Genomic DNA, 18,207 nt, shown 5'->3' on the forward strand with positions numbered 1-18,207 from the left:
TCAGACGCCCGCCCCGGTGTTCGCTGTGAGCGCGCGAGGACCCGGGGCCGTCGCATCAGGGAGAATGGGAGGGACGAGAGGACACCCGATGATCGAACTGCGCACCCCCGCCGAGATCGACGAGATGCGCGCGGCCGGACGCTTCGTGGCCGAGACCCTGGCGACGCTGCGCGACGAGACGAAGGTGGGCACGAACCTGCTCTCCATCGACCGTCGGGCGCACGAGATGATCCGCAAGGCCGGTGCGGAGTCCTGCTACATCGACTACCACCCTTCCTTCGGCGCGAGCCCCTTCGGCAAGGTCATCTGCACCTCGGTGAACGACGCGGTCCTGCACGGGCTCCCCCACGACTACACGCTGCGCGACGGCGATCTCGTGACCCTCGACTTCGCCGTGTCCGTCGACGGCTGGGTCGCGGACTCGGCGGTCTCGTTCATCGTCGGCACACCTCGCGAAGAGGACCTGCGGCTCATCGACACGACAGAGCGCGCACTCGATGCCGCGATCGCGACGTCGGTCGTGGGCAACCGCATCGGCGACATCTCGGCCGCGGTCGCCGAGGTCGCGCATGGCGACGGCTACTCGATCAACACCGACTTCGGCGGCCACGGGGTCGGCCGCACCATGCACGGCGACCCGCACGTCCCGAACGACGGCCGCGCGGGCCGTGGCTTCCCGCTCCGCTCCGGCCTCGTCCTGGCCCTCGAGCCCTGGTTCCTCGCGACGACCGATGAGCTGGTGACGGATCCCGACGGCTGGACGCTGCGGAGCGTCGACGGCTCGCGGGGCGCGCACTCCGAGCACACCATCGCGATCACCGAGAACGGTCCGATCATCCTCACCGACCGCTCGTTCCTCGGCGTCGACTGACGGAGCGGGACGCCGGCGCGGAGCGTGTGCCATCCTGAGTCCATGATCCCGCAGGACCGTCACGTGCCGGAGCGTCTCTTCCTGGCACGGCACGGCCAGACCACATGGAATCTCGAGCACCGGCTGCAGGGGCAGCTCGACTCCCCGCTCACGGCCGACGGCATCGCCCAGGCGACGGCGATGGCCGAGCACCTCGTCGGCTCGGGAGTGGTGACGGTGTGCAGCAGCCCTCTCGGTCGAGCGCTGCGGACAGCCGTGATCATCGCCGAGCGCATCGGCGCCGATCTCATCGAGGTCCCTGAGCTGGCGGAGCTGCATCACGGCGAGCTGGCGGGGATGACGTGGGAGGAGATCGACCAGGAGTTCCCCGGAGCGCGAGAGGAGCGCGCCGACAATCGCTGGGGCTGGGCCTTCCCCGGTGGCGAGAGTTATGCCCAGGCGCGCGCCAGGGCGAGGAAGGCGCTGAGCAGCTGCGGGTGGGCCTCGAACGGCGTCCCGCTGCTGGTGAGCCACGAGATGATCGGGCGGATGCTGCGCGCCGAACTCCGCGGTCTCGACGCCACGGCCGCCCTCGGGCTGCGGCATCCGCAGGGCGTCATCTTCGAGATCGAGCGCGGTTCCGAGCGGATGCTCTGACCGACGCGGCCCGACGGCTCAGGACTCGGAGCCGTCCTCGTCGGGCAGCAGATCCGGCCGGCGGCGACGCGTGCGCTCGATCTGCTGGTCGCGGCGCCAGGAGGCGATGACGGCGTGGTTGCCGCTGAGGAGCACGTCGGGCACCGCGCGGTCGCGCCAGCTCGAGGGCTTCGTGTACGACGGGTACTCGAGAAGACCGTCCTCGTGACTCTCCTCGACGAGACTCTCGGGGTTTCCGACGACCCCGGGGATCAGGCGTCCGATGGCCTCGATCATCGCCATCGTGGCGACCTCTCCCCCGTTGAGCACGTAGTCGCCGAGACTGATCAGCCGCACCTCTCCGAGGTCGGCGGCGTACTCGAAGACGCGCTCGTCGATGCCCTCGTACCGGCCGCATCCGAAGATCAGGTGCTGCCGCGAGGACAGCTCACGGGCGGTCGACTGAGTGAAGACCTCGCCCGCAGGAGAGGGGAAGATGATCGTCGGGCGCTCGGCATCGGCCGAGGCGGACGGTGCCGCCAGTTCGTCGAGCGCGAGACCCCAGGGCTCCGGCTTCATCACCATGCCGGCACCACCGCCGTAGGGCGTGTCGTCGACCGTGCGATGGCGGTCGGAGGTCCAGTCGCGCAGGTCCCGGACGTGGAGGTCGAGGATGCCGGCGTCCCTGGCCTTGCCGAGAAGCGAGAGCGTCAGCCCGTCGAAGTACGACGGGAAGATCGAGAGGACGTCGATGCGCACGGGGGAACCGTATCAGCGCTCACTCGGACGCGTCGGCGTCCGCGGCGTCTTCCGACTCGGCATCCGGCAGTTCCTCGAAGAGCCCGGGAGGCGGCGTGACGATGACGCGGCCGCCCGCGACGTCGACGGTCGGCACGAGCGCCGCGACGAACGGGACCATGACCTCCCTCTCACCGGACTTGACGATGAGGAGATCCTGAGCCGGGAAGTGCTCGACGCGCGAGACACGTCCGACCACGACGTCGTCGCGGACGACGTCGAGACCGACGAGCTGGTGATCGAACCAGGCGTCGTCCTCGACCTCGTCGTCGTCCTGATCGATCCAGAGGATCGCCTTGACCAGGCTCTCGGCACCGTCACGGTCGTCGACGTCCTCGAAGAAGACGACGGGATTGCCGTTCATCACGCGGTACTCGCGGACGGTGATGTCCTTGCCATGCCACGGAGATGCCTCAGGCACCTGCAACGTGAACGCGGCCCCCGGAACGAAGCGTCGCTCCGGATTGTCTGTGTACAGCTCGAGCTTGAGGGCGCCCTTGAGGCCGTGGGCCTTGACGAGACGCCCGACCCGCAGCTGGTTCTTGCCCTGGTTCCGGTCCTTCGGCACCACGTCAGTCGTCCGCGACGTCGACGCGGACGCGACGCCCGTCGGCCAGAGCGCTGACGAGGGTGCGAAGGGCCTTGGCCGTGCGGCCGCCGCGCCCGATCACGCGTCCACGGTCATCGGGGTGCACGCGCACCTCGAGGAGGTCGCCTCGCGGCGATGTGGATTCGTTGATGCGGACATCCTCCGGGTGATCGACGATCCCCTTGACGATGTGTTCGAGCGCGGCGGCGAGCACGACGGATTACTCTGCGTCGGCGGCGGGAGCCTCGGCGGCCTCCGCGTCGGCGGCGGGAGCGGCGGGAGCCTCCTCAGCGGGAGCCTCTGCCTTCTTCTCGACCTTGGGCTTCACGACCGACTTCTTGGAGCCGTCGATCTCGAAGGCAGCCTTGGGCTCCTTGACCTTGACGGTCGACTTCGCGTCCTTGTCGCCCTTGAACTTGCCCCAGTCGCCCGTGAGCTTGAGGATGGCGGCGACCTGCTCGGTCGGCTGCGCGCCGACGGAGAGCCAGTACTGCGCCCGGTCGGAGTCGACCTCGATGAAGGAGGGCTCCTCGGTCGGGTGGTACTTGCCGATCTCCTCGATCACGCGACCATCGCGCTTGGTCTTCGAGTCGGCGACGACGATGCGGTAGTACGGCGCGCGGATCTTGCCCAGGCGCTTGAGACGAATCTTTACAGCCACGATTCTCCTGAATTGTGTGGAAGGAAGGAACTGATCGCCTGGAGAGTGGGGTGCACACCCGGCGGAAGCTCAGGGGGTGGACGTCTGCTGGATAGAGGGTCGAGCAGGTCGTCCGACCTTCTATTCTGCCAGATGCCCGCCCCCGGCGCGAAACGCGGGGAAACGGCGCTGATCGTGTCGCGGTGACTGCGTGTCAGACTGTGCTCGTGAAGCTCGAATTCGCCTCTTCTGCCCGATCCACCGTCGGCATCGAATGGGAGATCATGCTCGCGGACCCCGTGAGCGGTGACCTGGTCGGGCGCGCTCCCGAACTGCTCGCCGCACTGGAGGAGGAGAGCGCCGACGAGCGGCACACCGTGACCGGCGAACTCCTCACGAACACGATCGAGGTCACCAGCGGCATCGGCGACTCGGTCGCGCACGCGGTGGACGACATCGCCAACGCGATCGCCGCGGTCCGCTCGGCGACCGACCCCGCGGGCATCGAGCTCCTGTCGGCCGGGAGCCACCCGTTCGCGCAGTGGTTCGACCAGGAGGTGACGGACAAGACGCGGTACCACACCCTCATCGAGCGCACCCAGTGGTGGGGGCGCAACATGATGATCTGGGGCATCCACGTGCACATCGGCGTCGAGGACCAGCGCAAGGTGTTCCCGATCATCAACGCGCTGGCCGGGTACCTCCCGCACCTGCAGGCCCTGGCCGCCTCGAGTCCGTTCTGGGCGGGCGAGCGCACCGGCTACGCATCGAACCGCGCCCTCGTGTTCCAGCAGCTGCCGACAGCGGGCCTCCCCTGGCCTCTGCAGGACTGGTCGCAGTACGAGTCGTACCTCGACGACATGGTGCGCACCGGTGTCATGGCCGATGCCACCGAGGTGCGCTGGGACATCCGCCCTGCACCGCGCTGGGGAACCATCGAGGTGCGCGCCTGCGACGGCATGTCGACCCTGCCCGAGCTGGCCTCTGTCGCCGCTCTCGTGCAGGTGCTGGTGGAGGACTTCTCCCGGCAGCTCGACGAGGGGCGCACGCTCCCCCAGATGCCGGCCTGGTTCCATCGCGAGAACAAGTGGCGCGCCGCCCGGTACGGCATGGACGCGCGCGTGATCGTCGACGCGGCGGGGACCCAGCGCCCGGTGCGCGAGCACCTCGCCGAGACGCTGGAGGAACTGGCTCCGGTCGCGGTGGAGCTCGGGTGCGTCCGCGAGTTCGGCAGCATCGCGACCACCCTGGAAGACGGTGCGAGCTACGAGCGCCAGCTCACGATCGCCAACGCGACGGGCGGCGACCTCGGCGCCGTGGTGCAGCATCTGATCCGCGAGTTCCGGTCCGGCCCCGAGTCGTCGATCGAGGAGCCGTAGAGCTCAGTCCTCCACGAGCCGGCGCGCGAGCCCCTCGTCCAGGACGACATCGGTGATGAGCTCGGCCGCGATCGCGGCGTGCAGACTGACGAGCTTCGGGATGCCGGAGACCACGCAGACCCGCCGCGGCACACGACGGAGACGGTCCAGGCCCGGCCCGGTCGCCCGCGCGTTGACGCGGATGTCCCGCCACGTGCCGTCGGCCCGGAAGAACACCGTGGCCACGTCGCCGATCGCGTGGTCCTCACGGAGGCTCCGGTAGTCCTCGCGTCCGAGGTAGCCGCCGACGTACACGCGGCTGGGCACCTCGGCAGCGGGTGAGCCGAGGCTGAACACCGCGATGTCCATCTTCGCCTGGAGATCAAGGACGCGGCGCGTGCTCCGCTCCCTCCACATCGCCTCGCGGGTCGCCGGATCGTCGAAGAACGCCGGCACGGGGAACTGCTGAACCTGCGCGCCGAAAGCGCTGCCGAACCGCTGCAGGATGTCGCTGGAGTACTCGACGCCGCTGGTCTGCGTGTTACCCGCCCCGTTGAGCTGCACGAACGTCGTGTTGTGCGTCTCCTTCTGGGTGAGCCCTCGACTGACCGCGCTGATCGTCGATCCCCAGGCGACGCCGATGATCATGTTGGAGTCGACGAACTGGGACAGCAGGCGGCCGGCGGTCAGCGCGACCCGCTCCAGACGCTCGACCTCGCTGACGATCTCCGGCATCGGGACGACGTGCGCGGCGACGCGATACCGGTCGCGGATGCGCTGCTCCAGCATGCCGAGGCGCTCCAGCGGGGAGTTGATGCGGATGTCGACCAGTCCGCTCTCCCTGGCGAAGCTCAGCAGGCGCGAGACCGAGGATCGCGACGTGTGCAGCTCCTGCGCGATGACCTCCATGGTCTTGTCCTGCATGTAGTAGAGCTGTGCGGCGGTGAGCGCCGCGATCAGCTTCGCGTCGCGTGATTGCGCTCCGGGACCGGTCATGACATCCTCCTCGACCTCGATCCTTGCACATATGTGCAGTGGGGTTGCGCACGGTGGGCGCAGAGGTCGATGCTGGGGGCAAGCAAGGAAGAGAGTTCGAGAATGAACGATTCGACACACTCATCGGCGGAGCGGGCCGAGGTCCGCGACATCCGCGAATCCGGCACGACGAGCGTCCTCGTCATCGGCGGCGGGATCAACGGCATCTCGACGTTCCGGGACCTGGCCCTGCAGGGTGTGGACGTGCTCCTCGTCGAACGCGGCGATTTCGCCTCCGGCGCATCGGCGGCATCGAGCCACATGATCCACGGCGGCATCCGGTATCTGGAGAACGGCGAGTTCCGTCTCGTCCGCGAATCCGTCCAGGAGCGCAACGGCCTCCTGAAGATCGCTCCACACTACGTCAAGCCGCTCCAGACGACGATCCCGATCTACTCGACGTTCTCCGGCATCCTCTCCGCTCCCCTGCGCTTCCTCACGCACAAGAGCGGCAAGCCCCAGGAACGCGGCGCGTTCCTCATCAAGGTGGGCCTGACGATCTACGACACGTTCTCGCGTGACGGCGGCATGGTGCCGCGCCACCGCTTCCTCGGCCGTAAGCGCGCGCTGTCGGAGCTGCCTTCGCTCGACCCGAACATCAAGTACACCGCGACGTACTACGACGCCTCGATGCACGACCCGGAGCGGCTCGCGCTCGACGTCCTCCATGACGGCCTCGCCGCACACCCGGGAGCACACGCCCTCAACTACGTCGAGGCCGTGTCCCGCGACGGCGACAGGGTCGTGCTCCGCGATCGCGAGAGCGGCACCGAGTTCTCCGTGAAGGCCGACGTGGTCGTGAACGCCTCCGGTCCATGGACCGACCTGACCAACGACGCCCTCGGCGTCGACAGCCGCTTCATGGGCGGCACCAAGGGCTCGCACATCGTCCTCGATCACCCCGAGCTTCTCGAGGCGACACAGGGACGCGAGATCTTCTTCGAGCACTCCGACGGACGCATCGTCCTCATCTACCCGCTCAAGGGGCGGGTCCTGGTCGGCACCACCGACATCGACGCGGACCCGCGCGAGGTCGCGGTGTGCACCGACGAGGAGGTCGACTACTTCTTCGAGCTGGTCCACCACGTGTTCCCGAGCATCCCCGTCTCGCGGGAGCAGATCGTCTACAAGTTCTCCGGCATCCGTCCGCTGCCCCGTCACGAGGACACCGCGCCCGGCTTCGTGTCGCGCGACTACCGCATCGAGGTCGACGACAAGGGCTCCGTGCCGCTCGTCAGCCTCGTCGGCGGCAAGTGGACGACCTTCCGCGCTCTGGGGGAATCGCTCTCCGACGTCGTGCTCGGCCTCATCGACCGCACCCGCACCGTCTCGACGGCCGGGCGCGCCATCGGCGGCGGACGCGACTTCCCGCGCACCGAGAAGGCGAAGCGCATCTGGATCCAGGAGAACCTCCCGGGGGCAGGCGCCAGGGCCGAGCGGCTCCTCGCCCGGTACGGCACGCGCGCAGCTGAGGTCTGGGAGTACGTCGAGCAGGGATCGGATGCACCTCTCGCCGGCGGCGACCTCTCCACGCGCGAGCTGGAGTGGATGGTCGAGCACGAGATGGTCGCCCGCCTGGAGGACGTCATCCTCCGTCGCACGAGCATCGCCTTCATCGGGAACGCGGATGCCGACGTGCTCGACGAGATCGCCGACGCACTCGCCTCTCTCCTCGGGTGGGATCGCGCACGGCACGACGCCGAGCTCGAGCAGACCCGCGTGCTCCTGAACGAACGACATGGACTCCACATCTCGTCCCGCGCCCGCGGCTGACGAGAGATCCGACCGTCGCCCTCCTTGCGGCGAAACTCCCTCACCGTGTCGGGGCAGAGGGGCCCTGACACTCAAGAAAGGTCAATGAAGACATGGCTGATGTGAATCTCGGTCTCTACTTCCTGTCGGAGCTCGTCGGCACAGCGATGCTGATCCTCCTGGGTTGTGGTGTCGTCGCCAACGTCGCTCTCGCGAAGAACAAGGGCTTCGCCGGCGGCTTCCTGATGGTCAACTGGGGATGGGGCCTCGCCGTCTTCGCCGGTGTGCTCGTCTCCGCGTACTCCGGTGCGATCCTCAACCCCGCCGTCGGCATCGGCCTTCTGGTCGCCGGCAAGATCTCCTTCGTGATGTTCCTCGTCGCCACCGGTGCGGAACTCCTCGGAGCGATCATCGGTGCGATCCTCGTGTGGCTGGCATACAAGCAGCACTTCGACGAGGAGCCCGAGCCCGCCAACAAACTCGGCGTCTTCTCGACCGGCCCCGCGATCCGCTCGTACGGGTGGAACCTCATCACGGAGATCATCGGCACGTTCGTCCTGGTGTTCGTCATCTTCGCGTTCGCGGACTACGGCGACATCGAGGTCGGCACGCCCGGCGGCCTCGGCCCGCTCACGGCGCTTCCGGTGGCCCTGCTCGTCGTCGCTATCGGCGCCTCGCTCGGTGGACCGACCGGCTACGCGATCAACCCGGCACGTGACCTCGGTCCGCGCATCGCCCACGCGATCCTCCCCATCAAGGGCAAGGGCGCCAGCGACTGGTCCTACTCGTGGGTCCCTGTCGTCGGTCCCCTCATCGGTGGCGTGATCGCCGCCCTCGCCGCACCCGCGCTGCTCGGCCTCGCCGGCTGACGCTCGACGCATCCGCACAGCTATTCAAAGGAGAAGCACAGTGGCTGACTACATCATCGCCATCGACCAGGGAACGACCTCGAGCCGTGCCATCATCTTCGACAAGAAGGGCAGCATCGTCGAGTCCGGCCAGAAGGAGCACGAGCAGATCCTGCCGAAGGCCGGCTGGGTCGAGCACGACGCCGCCGAGATCTGGCGCAACGTCCAGGAGGTCATCGGGCTCGCACTGAGCCGCGCGGACCTCACGCGTCACGACATCGCCGCGATCGGCATCACCAACCAGCGCGAGACCGCGGTGGTCTGGGACCGGAAGACCGGCAAGCCGATCTACAACGCGATCGTCTGGCAGGACACGCGCACGCAGGAGATCGTCGACCGCCTCGCGGCGGACGGCGGCGGCGACCGCTTCAAGGACATCGTCGGCCTCCCGCTGGCGACGTACTTCTCCGGCACCAAGATCGCCTGGATCCTGGAGAACGTCGACGGCGCCCGCGAGAAGGCGGAGGCCGGAGACCTGGCCTTCGGCACCACCGACAGCTGGGTGCTGTGGAACCTCACCGGTGGCGTCGACGGCGGCGTGCACGCGACCGACGTCACGAACGCGTCGCGCACGATGTTCATGGACCTCGAGACGCTGGAGTGGCGCGACGACATCCTGGAGGCGTTCGGGGTGCCGCGCTCGATGATGCCCGAGATCCGCTCCTCCTCCGAGGTCTACGGCGCGGCGGAGGACTCGTCCCTGCTGCGCGAGACGCCGATCGCCGGCATCCTCGGCGATCAGCAGGCGGCGACGTTCGGACAGGCGGCCTTCAACACCGGTGAGAGCAAGAACACCTACGGCACGGGCTGCTTCCTGATCTTCAACACGGGCGAGGAGATCGTCCACTCGAAGAACGGGCTGCTCACCACCGTCGGGTACAAGCTCGGCGACGGCCCGACGCACTACGCGCTCGAGGGCTCGATCGCGGTCACGGGCTCGCTGATCCAGTGGCTGCGCGACCAGCTCGGCATCATCTCCTCGGCCCCCGAGGTCGAGAAGCTGGCCGAGCAGGTCGAGGACAACGGCGGCGTCTACATCGTGCCCGCGTTCTCCGGTCTGTTCGCGCCCTATTGGCGCCCGGACGCTCGCGGCGCGATCGTCGGTCTCACCCGGTACGCGAACAAGAACCACATCGCTCGCGCGGCACTCGAGGCCGTGGCGTTCCAGACCCGCGACGTGCTCGATGCGGTCAACGCCGACGCCGGTGTCGACCTCACCGAGCTCAAGGTCGACGGCGGAATGGTCGCGAACGACGCGCTCATGCAGTTCCAGGCCGATGTGCTCGGTGTTCCGGTCGTCCGACCGGTCGTCGCCGAGACCACGGCGCTGGGCGCGGCCTACGCTGCGGGCCTCGCGGTGGGCTTCTGGAACGGTCTGGACGACCTCTCCGCCAACTGGCAGGAGGACAAGCGCTGGGAGCCGACGATGGAAGACGGCGAACGCGACCGCCAGCTGCGCCTGTGGCGCAAGGCCGTCACGAAGTCGATGGATTGGGTCGACGAGGACGTGAAGTAGTCCGCATCATCCGGAAGCGGGTTCGGAGGTCTCCTCCGGACCCGCTTCCTGCTGTGCGGACCCGACGGCGGCGAGGACGTCGAGGAAGGCGCGGGCGGCGCTGCGCGGTCCCGTCCTGTCCCAGGCGACGTATTCGTCCCGGACGGGACCGTGCCGCAGGTCCACGGTGACCACGTCGGCGTTCGATCGGGCGACCACCCCGGGCGCCAGCAGAGTGACCGCGAGCCCTGCCGCGACCAATCCGAGGATGAGCTCGGCCGAGTCCGCCTCGAACGCCACATCGCGCGCCACATGCGCCCCGTCGAAGGCCGCGTCGCTCTGCGCGCGCCCGGAGGTGCCGGCCGGGAAGTCGGCGAACGTCATGTCCGCGAGGTCGCTGATCCGGACGGATGCCGATTCCGCCAGAGCATGCCCGGAGGGGACGACGGCCACGAGACCCTCGGAGGCGAGGAGCCTCGAGGCCACGCCGCTCGGCTGAACCTCTTCCCGGAGCCCCAGGAGCCCGACGTCGAGCTCACCGGCACGGATCGCCGCCATGAGCGCATCGCTGTTCCCCACCCGGAGTTCGACCCTCGCCGACGGGTGCGCCGCGCGATACGCGACGAGGAGGGAGGGAACATCCACGGCCGTCACGGTCGGGATGACGCCGAGCCGAAGCGTGCCGACGATCTCGCCGGCGGAGGCGGCGGCATCCTCCTTGGCCTGCTCCGTCGCGAGGAGAGCCGCCCTGGCGTGCGGGACGAACGCCTCACCCGCCTCGGTCAGGCGGACGCTGCGGCTCGAACGCACGAACAGACGCTGACCGAGCTCGCGCTCGAGCGCGGCGATCTGATGGCTGAGCGCCGACTGCGTGACGAAGCACCGTTCCGCCGCTCGGGTGAAACTCGATGTCGAGGCCACCTCGACGACGTAGCGCAGCTGCTGCAGGTCCATTCAGCCATGATCTCGCTTCATGCTTTGCGTGACAACTATGCGTTGGACTCATCCGAGCAGAGCGAGGAGGCTGAAACCATGAACCGACTGACCATCCTCCTGCTGACGGCGCTCGCCCCGATCGCGTGGGGCACGACCTACCTCGTCACCACCGAGCTCCTGCCCGCCGGACACCCGCTGTTCGCCGGTCTCCTCCGCTCCCTCCCCGCCGGGCTGCTCGCCGTGCTGATCAGTCGGCGGCTCCCCCATGGCGCGTGGTGGTGGAAGTCCCTCGCACTCGGAGCGCTCAACATCGGCGCGTTCTTCCCGCTGCTGTTCCTCGCGGCGGAGCGGCTCCCCGGAGGCGTCGCCGCAGCCGTGGCCGGCGCCCAGCCGCTCATCGTCCTCGCGCTCGGCGCCCTCGTCCTGCAGGAGCGCGTCCGTCCGACCACGGCGGCAGCAGCGGTCGCGGGAGCCGGAGGCGTGGCGCTCGTCGTCCTCGGGCCTGCAGCAGAACTCGACTTCTGGGGCATCCTCGCAGCGCTGGGCGGCGTCTCGGCCACCGGAGTCGGCATGATCCTGACAAAGCGGTGGGGCCGCCCGAGCGGTGTCGGTCCCGTCGCCTACGCAGGGTGGCAGCTCACAGCCGGAGGGCTTCTGCTCCTGCCCGTCACGCTGATCGTCGAGGGCGTCCCTGCGGTGATCGACGGGGGCGCGGTCCTCGGGTACCTGTGGCTCGGCACCGCCGGCGGGATCGTCGCGTACACGCTGTGGTTCCGCGGCATCCAGCAGCTGCCCGTGATCGCTCCCGGCCTGCTCGCGCTGCTCTCCCCCATCGTCGCGACGGTCCTGGGAACGCTCGTCGCCGGAGAGGCCTTCACGCCCATCCAGGCTCTCGGGTTCACCATCACCCTCGGCGCGCTGGTACTCGGCCAGGTCTTCGCCCGTCAGGCGAGGATCGTCGCACCGCCCGCCGAGCCGGCGGCGGCGCCGGCACTGGTCGCTCCGCGCTGAGAGGGGCTCAGCCCTTGCCGAAGAGCTTCTGGATCTCGGCGAGGTCGGCCTCGCTGGGAGCGGCCTGAGCTGCTCCCCCACCGAGGCCGAAACCCGACCCGGTCGGCGCCGACGTCGCGGCGATACCCGCATTCTCGGCCGCGCGCTTGGCCGGGTTCCCGGACCGCGAGCCCCCGGACGACTTGCCCTTCTTCCCGCGCTTCGACGAAGCTCCGGGACGACCCATGCCGGGCACCGCGCCCATGCCGGGGATGTTCGGGGTGCCGCCGCGAGCCACGGTCTTCATCATCTTCGCGGCCTGCTCGAAACGCTGCACGAGCTGGTTGACGTCGGTGACCGTCATGCCGGAGCCTCGCGCGATGCGCAGACGGCGCGAGCCGTTGAGCACCTTCGGGTTGCGCCGCTCGCCCGGGGTCATCGAGCGGATGATCGCCTCGGTGCGGTCGATCTCGCGCTCGTCGAAGTCCTCGAGCTGCTGCTTCATCTGGCCCATGCCCGGGAGCATCCCGAGCATCTTCTTCATCGAGCCCATCTTCTTCATCTGCTGAAGCTGGTCGAGGAAGTCCTCGAGCGTGAAGGCCTCGTTCGCGATCTTCTCGGCCATCTTCGTGGCCTCTTCCTCATCGAAGGCCTGCTGGGCCTGCTCGATGAGGGTGAGGATGTCGCCGAGGTCGAGGATACGGCTCGCCATGCGGTCGGGGTGGAACGGCTCGAGGTCTTCGAGACGCTCGCCCGTCGAGGCGAAGATGATCGGGCGGCCGGTGACCGAGGCCACGGACAGCGCAGCACCACCGCGGGCGTCGCCGTCGAGCTTGGACAGCACGACGCCGGTGAAGTCGACGCCCTCCTGGAAGGCCTTCGCGGTGTTGACCGCGTCCTGTCCGATCATCGCGTCGATGACGAAGAGGACCTCGTCGGGGTTGACCGCCTTGCGGATGTCGGCGGCCTGCTTCATGAGCTCGGCGTCGACGCCGAGTCGGCCGGCGGTGTCGATGATCACGACGTCGTGCTGCTGACGACGCGCGTGCTCGACGCCGTCCCGTGACACCCGCACCGGGTCTCCGACGCCGTTGCCCGGCTCCGGGGCGTACACCGCGGCTCCGGCCTGCTGCGCGACGACCTGGAGCTGATTGACGGCGTTGGGGCGCTGCAGGTCGGCGGCGACGAGCAGCGGGGTGTGCCCTTCGCCTTCGAGCTGCTTGGCGAGCTTGCCCGCGAACGTCGTCTTGCCCGAACCCTGGAGGCCGGCGAGCATGATGACTGTCGGCGCGGTCTTCGCGAACTGCAGACGCCGCTGCTCGCCGCCGAGGATCTGCACGAGCTCCTCGTTGACGATCTGCACGACCTGCTGCGCCGGGTTGAGCGCCTTGTTCACCTCGTCGCCGAGGGCGCGCTCACGCACCTTCGCGGTGAAGTCCTTCACCACGACGAGCGCGACGTCGGCGTCGAGCAGCGCGCGACGGATCTCGCGCACGGTGCCGTCGACGTCGGCCGCGGTGAGCTTCCCCTTCGTGCGCAGGTTGCGGAAGGTCTCGGTGAGCCGATCGGAGAGCGTGCCAAAGGTAGCCATGGTGCTGTCGATTCTACGCGAGCGGGCGGCCGCGCTCAGCGCGGGGCGGAGCCCGCCGTGCCCGAGGGGATCAGACCGCCCACGGAAGATCGTGGATCGTCCCGAGCGCGTCCAGCAGGACGGCCTCCGGCGTTCCCAGACCCGCTCCGTGCTCGGCCCACACGCGCAGCGATGACAGCACCGCGGCCGCGTGCGCCGCGCCGAGGATGTCCGCGCGGACGACGTCGACGCCCGACGCGCTCGCGGCACCGGACACGGCGGCGGCGAGCCGGGCGAGACGAAGACCCGTGTCGCGCACGAGCTCGTCCTGCAGCCCCATCGCGGCGGCGTTGCGGAGCGCCAGCGCCAGCGGGTCGGGTTCGAAATCGCGCACGACCAGCAGCAGGATGCCGCGTACGGCGTCTCCGGCCGCCGTTCTGCCCAGCGCCTCGAGGGAGGAGATCGCCTGGCCGATCCGCTCGTCCACACCGGACCACAGAACGTCGCTCTTGGATGTGAAGTAGTTGAAGAAGCTCGAGCGGCTCACCCCGGCGCGCTGGGTGATGTCCGCCACCGATGTCGCGTCGTAGCCGCGCTCGAGGAAGAGCTCGCACGCCGCTTCGGCGAGCGTCTCCCGCGACGACGCCTTGGGGCGACCTGCGCGACCGGTGGAGTTCATGCCTTCACGCTACCGCCCGGTGCGGCGCGCTGAGCCCGGCCCGGGCAATCAGGAGTATTGTTAGACGCGATCCAACTACCCCACGAAGGTGGCAACGATGCTCGACATCCTCACCCCCGGGTTCACACCGAACCCTGTTCCGTACACCGACGGGTGGGAGCTGCAGCGTCGCGTCCACGCCGACGTCGTCGACGGCACCCGTCACGACACGCTCATCCTGCTCGAACACGAGGCCGTGTACACGGCCGGCAAGCGCACCGAGCCCCACGAGCGACCGCAGGACGGCACGCCGGTGGTCGACGTCGATCGGGGAGGCAAGATCACCTGGCACGGGCCGGGTCAGCTCGTCGGCTACCCCATCGTCCGGCTGCCCGAGCCGATGGACGTCGTCGCGCACGTGCGCCGCCTGGAGCGGCTGCTGATCGACGTCCTGCGCCCGTTCGGCGTCGACGGCTACCAGGTGGACGGTCGGAGCGGCGTCTGGGTGCGCCGCCCGCTCTCCGAGGACAAGGTCGCGGCCATCGGCGTGCGCGTGCAGCAGGGCGTGACGATGCACGGCTTCGCGATCAACTGCGACAACTCGCTGGCCGGATTCCGCGGGATCATCCCCTGCGGGATCACGGATGCCGGTGTCACCACGGTGAGCGAGGTCGTCGGGCGGGCCGTGGCGCCCGCCGACATCGTCGAGTCCGTCATCACCGCCTTCACCGCCGACTACGCCGGAACCGACCTCGCAGGAGCACGCGCATGACCGCCGCACCCGAAGGGCGCAAGCTCCTCCGCCTCGAAATCCGCAACGCCGAGACCCCCATCGAGCGCAAGCCCGAGTGGATCAAGACCAAGGCGAAGATGGGCCCCGAGTACACCGCGCTGCACTCGCTCGTGAAGAGCGAGGACCTCCACACGGTGTGCCAGGAAGCCGGATGCCCGAACATCTTCGAGTGCTGGGAGGACCGCGAGGCGACGTTCCTCATCGGTGGATCCCAGTGCACGCGACGCTGCGACTTCTGCCAGATCGACACCGGCAAGCCGGACGCCTACGACACGGACGAACCGCGACGCGTCGCCGAGAGCGTCCAGCGGATGAACCTCCGCTACGCGACCGTGACGAGCGTCGCGCGCGACGATCTGCCCGACACGGGCGCCTGGCTCAACGCCGAGACCGTCCGGAAGATCCATGAGCTCAACCCGAACACCGGCGTCGAGCTGCTCGCGAACGAGCACAACGCCGATCCCGCGTTCCTCGGTCAGATCTTCGACGCGCGCCCCGAGGTCTTCGCACACAACGTCGAGACGGTGCCCCGCATCTTCAAGCGCATCCGTCCGGCGTTCAAGTACGAGCGGTCCCTCGACGTGCTCACGCAGGGCCGCAACGCCGGACTCATCACCAAGTCGAACCTGATCCTCGGCATGGGCGAAGAGCCGGAGGAGGTCGTCCAGGCTCTGCAGGATCTGCACGACGCCGGCTGCGACATCATCACGATCACGCAGTACCTGCGTCCCACACCGCGCCACCTTCCGGTCGCCCGCTGGGTCAAGCCGGCCGAGTTCGTCGAGTTCAAGGAGGAGGCGGAGCGCATCGGCTTCCTCGGCGTGCTCGCCGGTCCTCTCGTGCGCTCGTCCTACCGCGCGGGTCGGCTGTGGGCGCAGTCGATGGCATCGAAGGGGCGCGAGATCCCCGCGCACCTCGCCCACATCGCCGAGAGCGCGGATCTGGGCTTCGCTCAGGCCGTGTAGTCGAGCGTCGCGCGACAGGGAGTGCGCTCAGTCGGCGCTCATGACCGACTGTACGCTGCCGTCGGATCCCAGGTTCACGAGCAGGACGTCGTCGGTCGAACTGTCGTCGAGGGCGTACTCGAGGACGGCGAACGGCTCGGAACCGCCGTGCTCATCCGCCAGGATCGTCATGCTCATCAGTCGCAACGAGCGGATGATGTCGACTGCGGCGTCACCCGAGACGTCCACGAGCACGTCGGGCAGATCGTCGCCGTAGGTCTCCTGCTGCTGGAGGATGTACTCGGTCACCTCGCTCGTGCGATCGTCCACCTCGGAGAGCATTCCGCGACGAGCCGTGTCGTCCACATTCTCGAGACCGGCGATGAGCGCAGCGGCGATGTCGAGCGCGTCCGCGGACACGTCGTCCTGGTCAGGAGCCGTGAGATCGACGGTGACGCTCTGGTCGCCGAGTTCGACGGTCTCCGACCAGAAGATCGAGCCGTCGGGTCCTGACGAGAGGAGTCCGAAGTAGTCGTGTTCGATCGCCATAACGCTATGAAACCAGCCTCGTGCTCACTGCGGTAGCCCCGTCCTCAACCGACCAGCGACTGGACGAACACATGGGGGGTGAATCCGGTCAGATCGTCGATGCCCTCGCCCTGCCCGAGCAGCTTCACGGGGATGCCGGTGCGCTCCTGCACGGCGAGCACGAATCCGCCCTTCGCCGAGCCGTCGAGCTTCGTCAGGACGAGACCGGTGACGCCGGCATGCTCCAGGAACGACTCCGCCTGCATGACGCCGTTCTGCCCCGTCGTGGCGTCGAGGACGAGCAGCACCTCGCTGATCGGCGCCTGCTTCTCGATGACACGGCGGATCTTGCCGAGCTCATCCATGAGCCCGCCCTTGGTGTGCAGACGTCCGGCGGTGTCGATGATCGCGATCTCGATGCCTTCGCGCTTGGCGTAGTCGATGGTCTGGAAGGCGACGGATGCCGGATCCTGTCCCTCCTGCTGCGGGCGCACGATCGCCGCTCCCCCGCGCTGCGCCCAGGTGGCGAGCTGATCGACCGCTGCGGCACGGAAGGTGTCGGCCGCCCCGACCACGACGCTGCGCTGGTATCCGCGGAGGAACTTCGTGAACTTGCCGATCGTGGTCGTCTTCCCCACGCCGTTGACCCCGACCACCAGAACGACGGCAGGGCGCTCGGTGAGCTTCAGCGTGGTGTCGAACTTCGCGAAGTGCTCTTCCAGCGTCTCGCGCAGCATCCGCTGCAGATCCTGCGGATCGGTCGTGCGGAAGCGGTCCACCTTCTCGCGGAGCTCCTCGACGACGCGCTCGCTGATGTCGGGTCCGAAGTCCGCGGTGATGAGCGCGGTCTCGAGGTCCTCCCAGGTCGTCTCGTCGATGGTGGGCTTGACGAACATGCCGCGCAGTGCGCGACCGAGAGACCAGGACTTCTCCGCCATGAGTCCAGCCTACGGGTAGCATCCGGGGATGGAACGCGCGCCGGACCTGCATCGTCTGTACGTCCACGGCAGCGGCCGCCGAGGTGCCGACGCCTGGCCGCACGTGCGTGACTCCGCCGCGAGATTCTTGGCGTTCGCGCCCGACACGAAGATCGACGATCAGGTGGCCGCGCTGCTCGACGACGTCGGCGGTCGCAGATCTCTCGTGTTCGCGCATTCGATCGGCGCCGTGCCGGCGGTGCTCGCAGCGCAGCACGTCGATCTGGCCGGTCTCGTGCTGATCGAACCCGCCCTCTACGACATCGCACGGGGTGACGCGGCGATCGAACGCCACATCGCGATCGTCACGGAGGCGCGCGCCCTGGCATCCAGCGGCGATCTCCGCGGCTTCTGGGCGATCCTGCGCCCGCTGATGTTCGGCGGGCCCTTCGACTCCGCGCGCTGGCGGGAGGAGTCGCCGCTCGCCGAGCGGTGGGCGACCATCAACCTGCCCTGGGGGCACGGCGTGCGGGAGCGGATGCTCGACGGCACACCGAGCCTGGTGGTGACGGGGGGCTGGAACGACGAGTACGAAGCGATCGCGCAGGTCCTCGCCGATCGCGGAGCCACTCATCTCGTGCTGCCCGGCCACGAGCATCGCCCACACGACTCCGGCGGCTTCGTGCACGTCGTGGACGATTTCGTGGCCGCACTCGCATCCTGAGCACGACTTCGGAGTTCACGTCCGCCGCTCCGGCGGCGCCCGGGGCTTCCGCGGCGTGTCGCCGCGCGTTCTCCGAAGCGGTGCTC

At 68.7% G+C, this 18,207-nt stretch carries 20 protein-coding genes; 10 read left to right on the forward strand and 10 right to left on the reverse strand.

The window, feature by feature from the left end; genetic code table 11:
* Nucleotides 1-88 precede the first annotated feature (88 nt).
* Nucleotides 89-871 (forward strand): type I methionyl aminopeptidase, encoded by a 783-nt coding sequence (gene map / locus LBN7_RS00165; RefSeq protein WP_341945483.1) that lies wholly within the window; start codon nucleotides 89-91, stop codon nucleotides 869-871.
* Between the two features lie 42 nt (nucleotides 872-913).
* Nucleotides 914-1,507: a histidine phosphatase family protein gene (locus LBN7_RS00170; RefSeq protein WP_243408878.1), complete on the forward strand. Its 594-nt coding sequence runs from the start codon at nucleotides 914-916 to the stop codon at nucleotides 1,505-1,507.
* Nucleotides 1,508-1,525: 18 nt separating this feature from the next.
* On the opposite strand, the gene trmD is transcribed toward LBN7_RS00170, so the two are convergent.
* Genes trmD through rpsP form a run of 4 tightly spaced genes read right to left on the reverse strand, consistent with a single transcriptional unit; the run spans nucleotide 1,526 to nucleotide 3,534 of the window.
* Complete coding sequence (gene trmD, locus LBN7_RS00175) at nucleotides 1,526-2,245, reverse strand: tRNA (guanosine(37)-N1)-methyltransferase TrmD (protein WP_407360626.1); 720 nt, start codon at nucleotides 2,243-2,245, stop codon at nucleotides 1,526-1,528.
* A gap of 19 nt (nucleotides 2,246-2,264) precedes the next feature.
* Nucleotides 2,265-2,855 carry a ribosome maturation factor RimM gene (gene rimM, locus LBN7_RS00180; protein ID WP_116635071.1) on the reverse strand — a complete coding sequence of 197 codons (591 nt, stop codon included), beginning with the start codon at nucleotides 2,853-2,855 and terminating at the stop codon, nucleotides 2,265-2,267.
* 1 nt (nucleotide 2,856) lies between these two features.
* Nucleotides 2,857-3,087, reverse strand: a complete 231-nt coding sequence (locus LBN7_RS00185) for an RNA-binding protein (RefSeq protein ID WP_017830729.1) — start codon at nucleotides 3,085-3,087, stop codon at nucleotides 2,857-2,859.
* Nucleotides 3,088-3,093: 6 nt separating this feature from the next.
* Nucleotides 3,094-3,534, reverse strand: coding sequence for a 30S ribosomal protein S16 (gene rpsP / locus LBN7_RS00190; protein WP_116635072.1), 441 nt, complete (start codon nucleotides 3,532-3,534; stop codon nucleotides 3,094-3,096).
* 206 nt (nucleotides 3,535-3,740) lie between these two features.
* Here rpsP and LBN7_RS00195 point away from each other — a divergent pair, with 206 nt between their 5' ends.
* On the forward strand, nucleotides 3,741-4,892 hold the full coding sequence (locus LBN7_RS00195; protein WP_341945486.1) for a glutamate--cysteine ligase: 1,152 nt from the start codon (nucleotides 3,741-3,743) through the stop codon (nucleotides 4,890-4,892).
* Nucleotides 4,893-4,895: 3 nt separating this feature from the next.
* Here LBN7_RS00195 and LBN7_RS00200 read toward each other — a convergent pair whose 3' ends face one another.
* Nucleotides 4,896-5,867, reverse strand: a complete 972-nt coding sequence (locus tag LBN7_RS00200; protein WP_116635073.1) for a sugar-binding transcriptional regulator — start codon at nucleotides 5,865-5,867, stop codon at nucleotides 4,896-4,898.
* 102 nt (nucleotides 5,868-5,969) lie between these two features.
* On the opposite strand from LBN7_RS00200, the gene LBN7_RS00205 reads away from it, so the two are divergent.
* The 3 genes from LBN7_RS00205 (at nucleotide 5,970) to glpK (ending at nucleotide 10,082) form a co-directional block, all read left to right on the forward strand.
* Entirely contained in the window at nucleotides 5,970-7,679 is a 1,710-nt protein-coding gene (locus LBN7_RS00205) for an FAD-dependent oxidoreductase (RefSeq protein ID WP_407360627.1), read from the forward strand.
* A gap of 92 nt (nucleotides 7,680-7,771) precedes the next feature.
* A complete protein-coding gene (locus tag LBN7_RS00210) occupies nucleotides 7,772-8,527 on the forward strand; it encodes an MIP/aquaporin family protein (protein ID WP_116635075.1) in 756 nt (251 codons plus the stop codon).
* A gap of 40 nt (nucleotides 8,528-8,567) precedes the next feature.
* Nucleotides 8,568-10,082, forward strand: a complete 1,515-nt coding sequence (gene glpK / locus LBN7_RS00215; RefSeq protein ID WP_116635076.1) for a glycerol kinase GlpK — start codon at nucleotides 8,568-8,570, stop codon at nucleotides 10,080-10,082.
* A gap of 6 nt (nucleotides 10,083-10,088) precedes the next feature.
* Here glpK and LBN7_RS00220 read toward each other — a convergent pair whose 3' ends face one another.
* Nucleotides 10,089-11,015 carry a LysR family transcriptional regulator gene (locus tag LBN7_RS00220; protein WP_407360628.1) on the reverse strand — a complete coding sequence of 309 codons (927 nt, stop codon included), beginning with the start codon at nucleotides 11,013-11,015 and terminating at the stop codon, nucleotides 10,089-10,091.
* Nucleotides 11,016-11,093: 78 nt separating this feature from the next.
* Here LBN7_RS00220 and LBN7_RS00225 point away from each other — a divergent pair, with 78 nt between their 5' ends.
* Entirely contained in the window at nucleotides 11,094-12,008 is a 915-nt protein-coding gene (locus LBN7_RS00225; RefSeq protein WP_341945490.1) for an EamA family transporter, read from the forward strand.
* 7 nt (nucleotides 12,009-12,015) lie between these two features.
* Here the strand turns inward: LBN7_RS00225 and ffh are convergent, their stop codons facing one another.
* Both ffh and LBN7_RS00235 read right to left on the reverse strand, forming a co-directional pair.
* Nucleotides 12,016-13,578: a signal recognition particle protein gene (gene ffh, locus LBN7_RS00230; RefSeq protein WP_116635079.1), complete on the reverse strand. Its 1,563-nt coding sequence runs from the start codon at nucleotides 13,576-13,578 to the stop codon at nucleotides 12,016-12,018.
* A 70-nt stretch (nucleotides 13,579-13,648) separates the two neighbouring features.
* Complete coding sequence (locus LBN7_RS00235) at nucleotides 13,649-14,236, reverse strand: TetR/AcrR family transcriptional regulator (protein ID WP_341945491.1); 588 nt, start codon at nucleotides 14,234-14,236, stop codon at nucleotides 13,649-13,651.
* 97 nt (nucleotides 14,237-14,333) lie between these two features.
* Here LBN7_RS00235 and lipB point away from each other — a divergent pair, with 97 nt between their 5' ends.
* Nucleotides 14,334-14,987 (forward strand): lipoyl(octanoyl) transferase LipB, encoded by a 654-nt coding sequence (gene lipB / locus LBN7_RS00240; protein ID WP_407360629.1) that lies wholly within the window; start codon nucleotides 14,334-14,336, stop codon nucleotides 14,985-14,987.
* Nucleotides 14,984-15,973: a lipoyl synthase gene (gene lipA / locus LBN7_RS00245; RefSeq protein ID WP_116635081.1), complete on the forward strand. Its 990-nt coding sequence runs from the start codon at nucleotides 14,984-14,986 to the stop codon at nucleotides 15,971-15,973. Before lipB ends, lipA begins: the two co-directional genes overlap by 4 nt.
* Before the next feature lie 27 nt (nucleotides 15,974-16,000).
* On the opposite strand, the gene LBN7_RS00250 is transcribed toward lipA, so the two are convergent.
* Together LBN7_RS00250 and ftsY are read right to left on the reverse strand one after the other, a co-directional pair.
* The gene (locus LBN7_RS00250) at nucleotides 16,001-16,501 is read right to left on the reverse strand and encodes a DUF2004 domain-containing protein (protein WP_116635082.1); all 501 of its coding nucleotides are present in this window, start codon (nucleotides 16,499-16,501) and stop codon (nucleotides 16,001-16,003) included.
* A gap of 44 nt (nucleotides 16,502-16,545) precedes the next feature.
* Complete coding sequence (gene ftsY / locus LBN7_RS00255; RefSeq protein WP_116635083.1) at nucleotides 16,546-17,418, reverse strand: signal recognition particle-docking protein FtsY; 873 nt, start codon at nucleotides 17,416-17,418, stop codon at nucleotides 16,546-16,548.
* A gap of 28 nt (nucleotides 17,419-17,446) precedes the next feature.
* Here ftsY and LBN7_RS00260 point away from each other — a divergent pair, with 28 nt between their 5' ends.
* Complete coding sequence (locus LBN7_RS00260) at nucleotides 17,447-18,121, forward strand: hypothetical protein (protein ID WP_407360630.1); 675 nt, start codon at nucleotides 17,447-17,449, stop codon at nucleotides 18,119-18,121.
* The last annotated feature ends 86 nt before the right edge of the window (nucleotides 18,122-18,207 follow it).

It is taken from the genome of Microbacterium sp. LBN7, from assembly GCF_045690345.1.
Classification (GTDB): domain Bacteria; phylum Actinomycetota; class Actinomycetes; order Actinomycetales; family Microbacteriaceae; genus Microbacterium.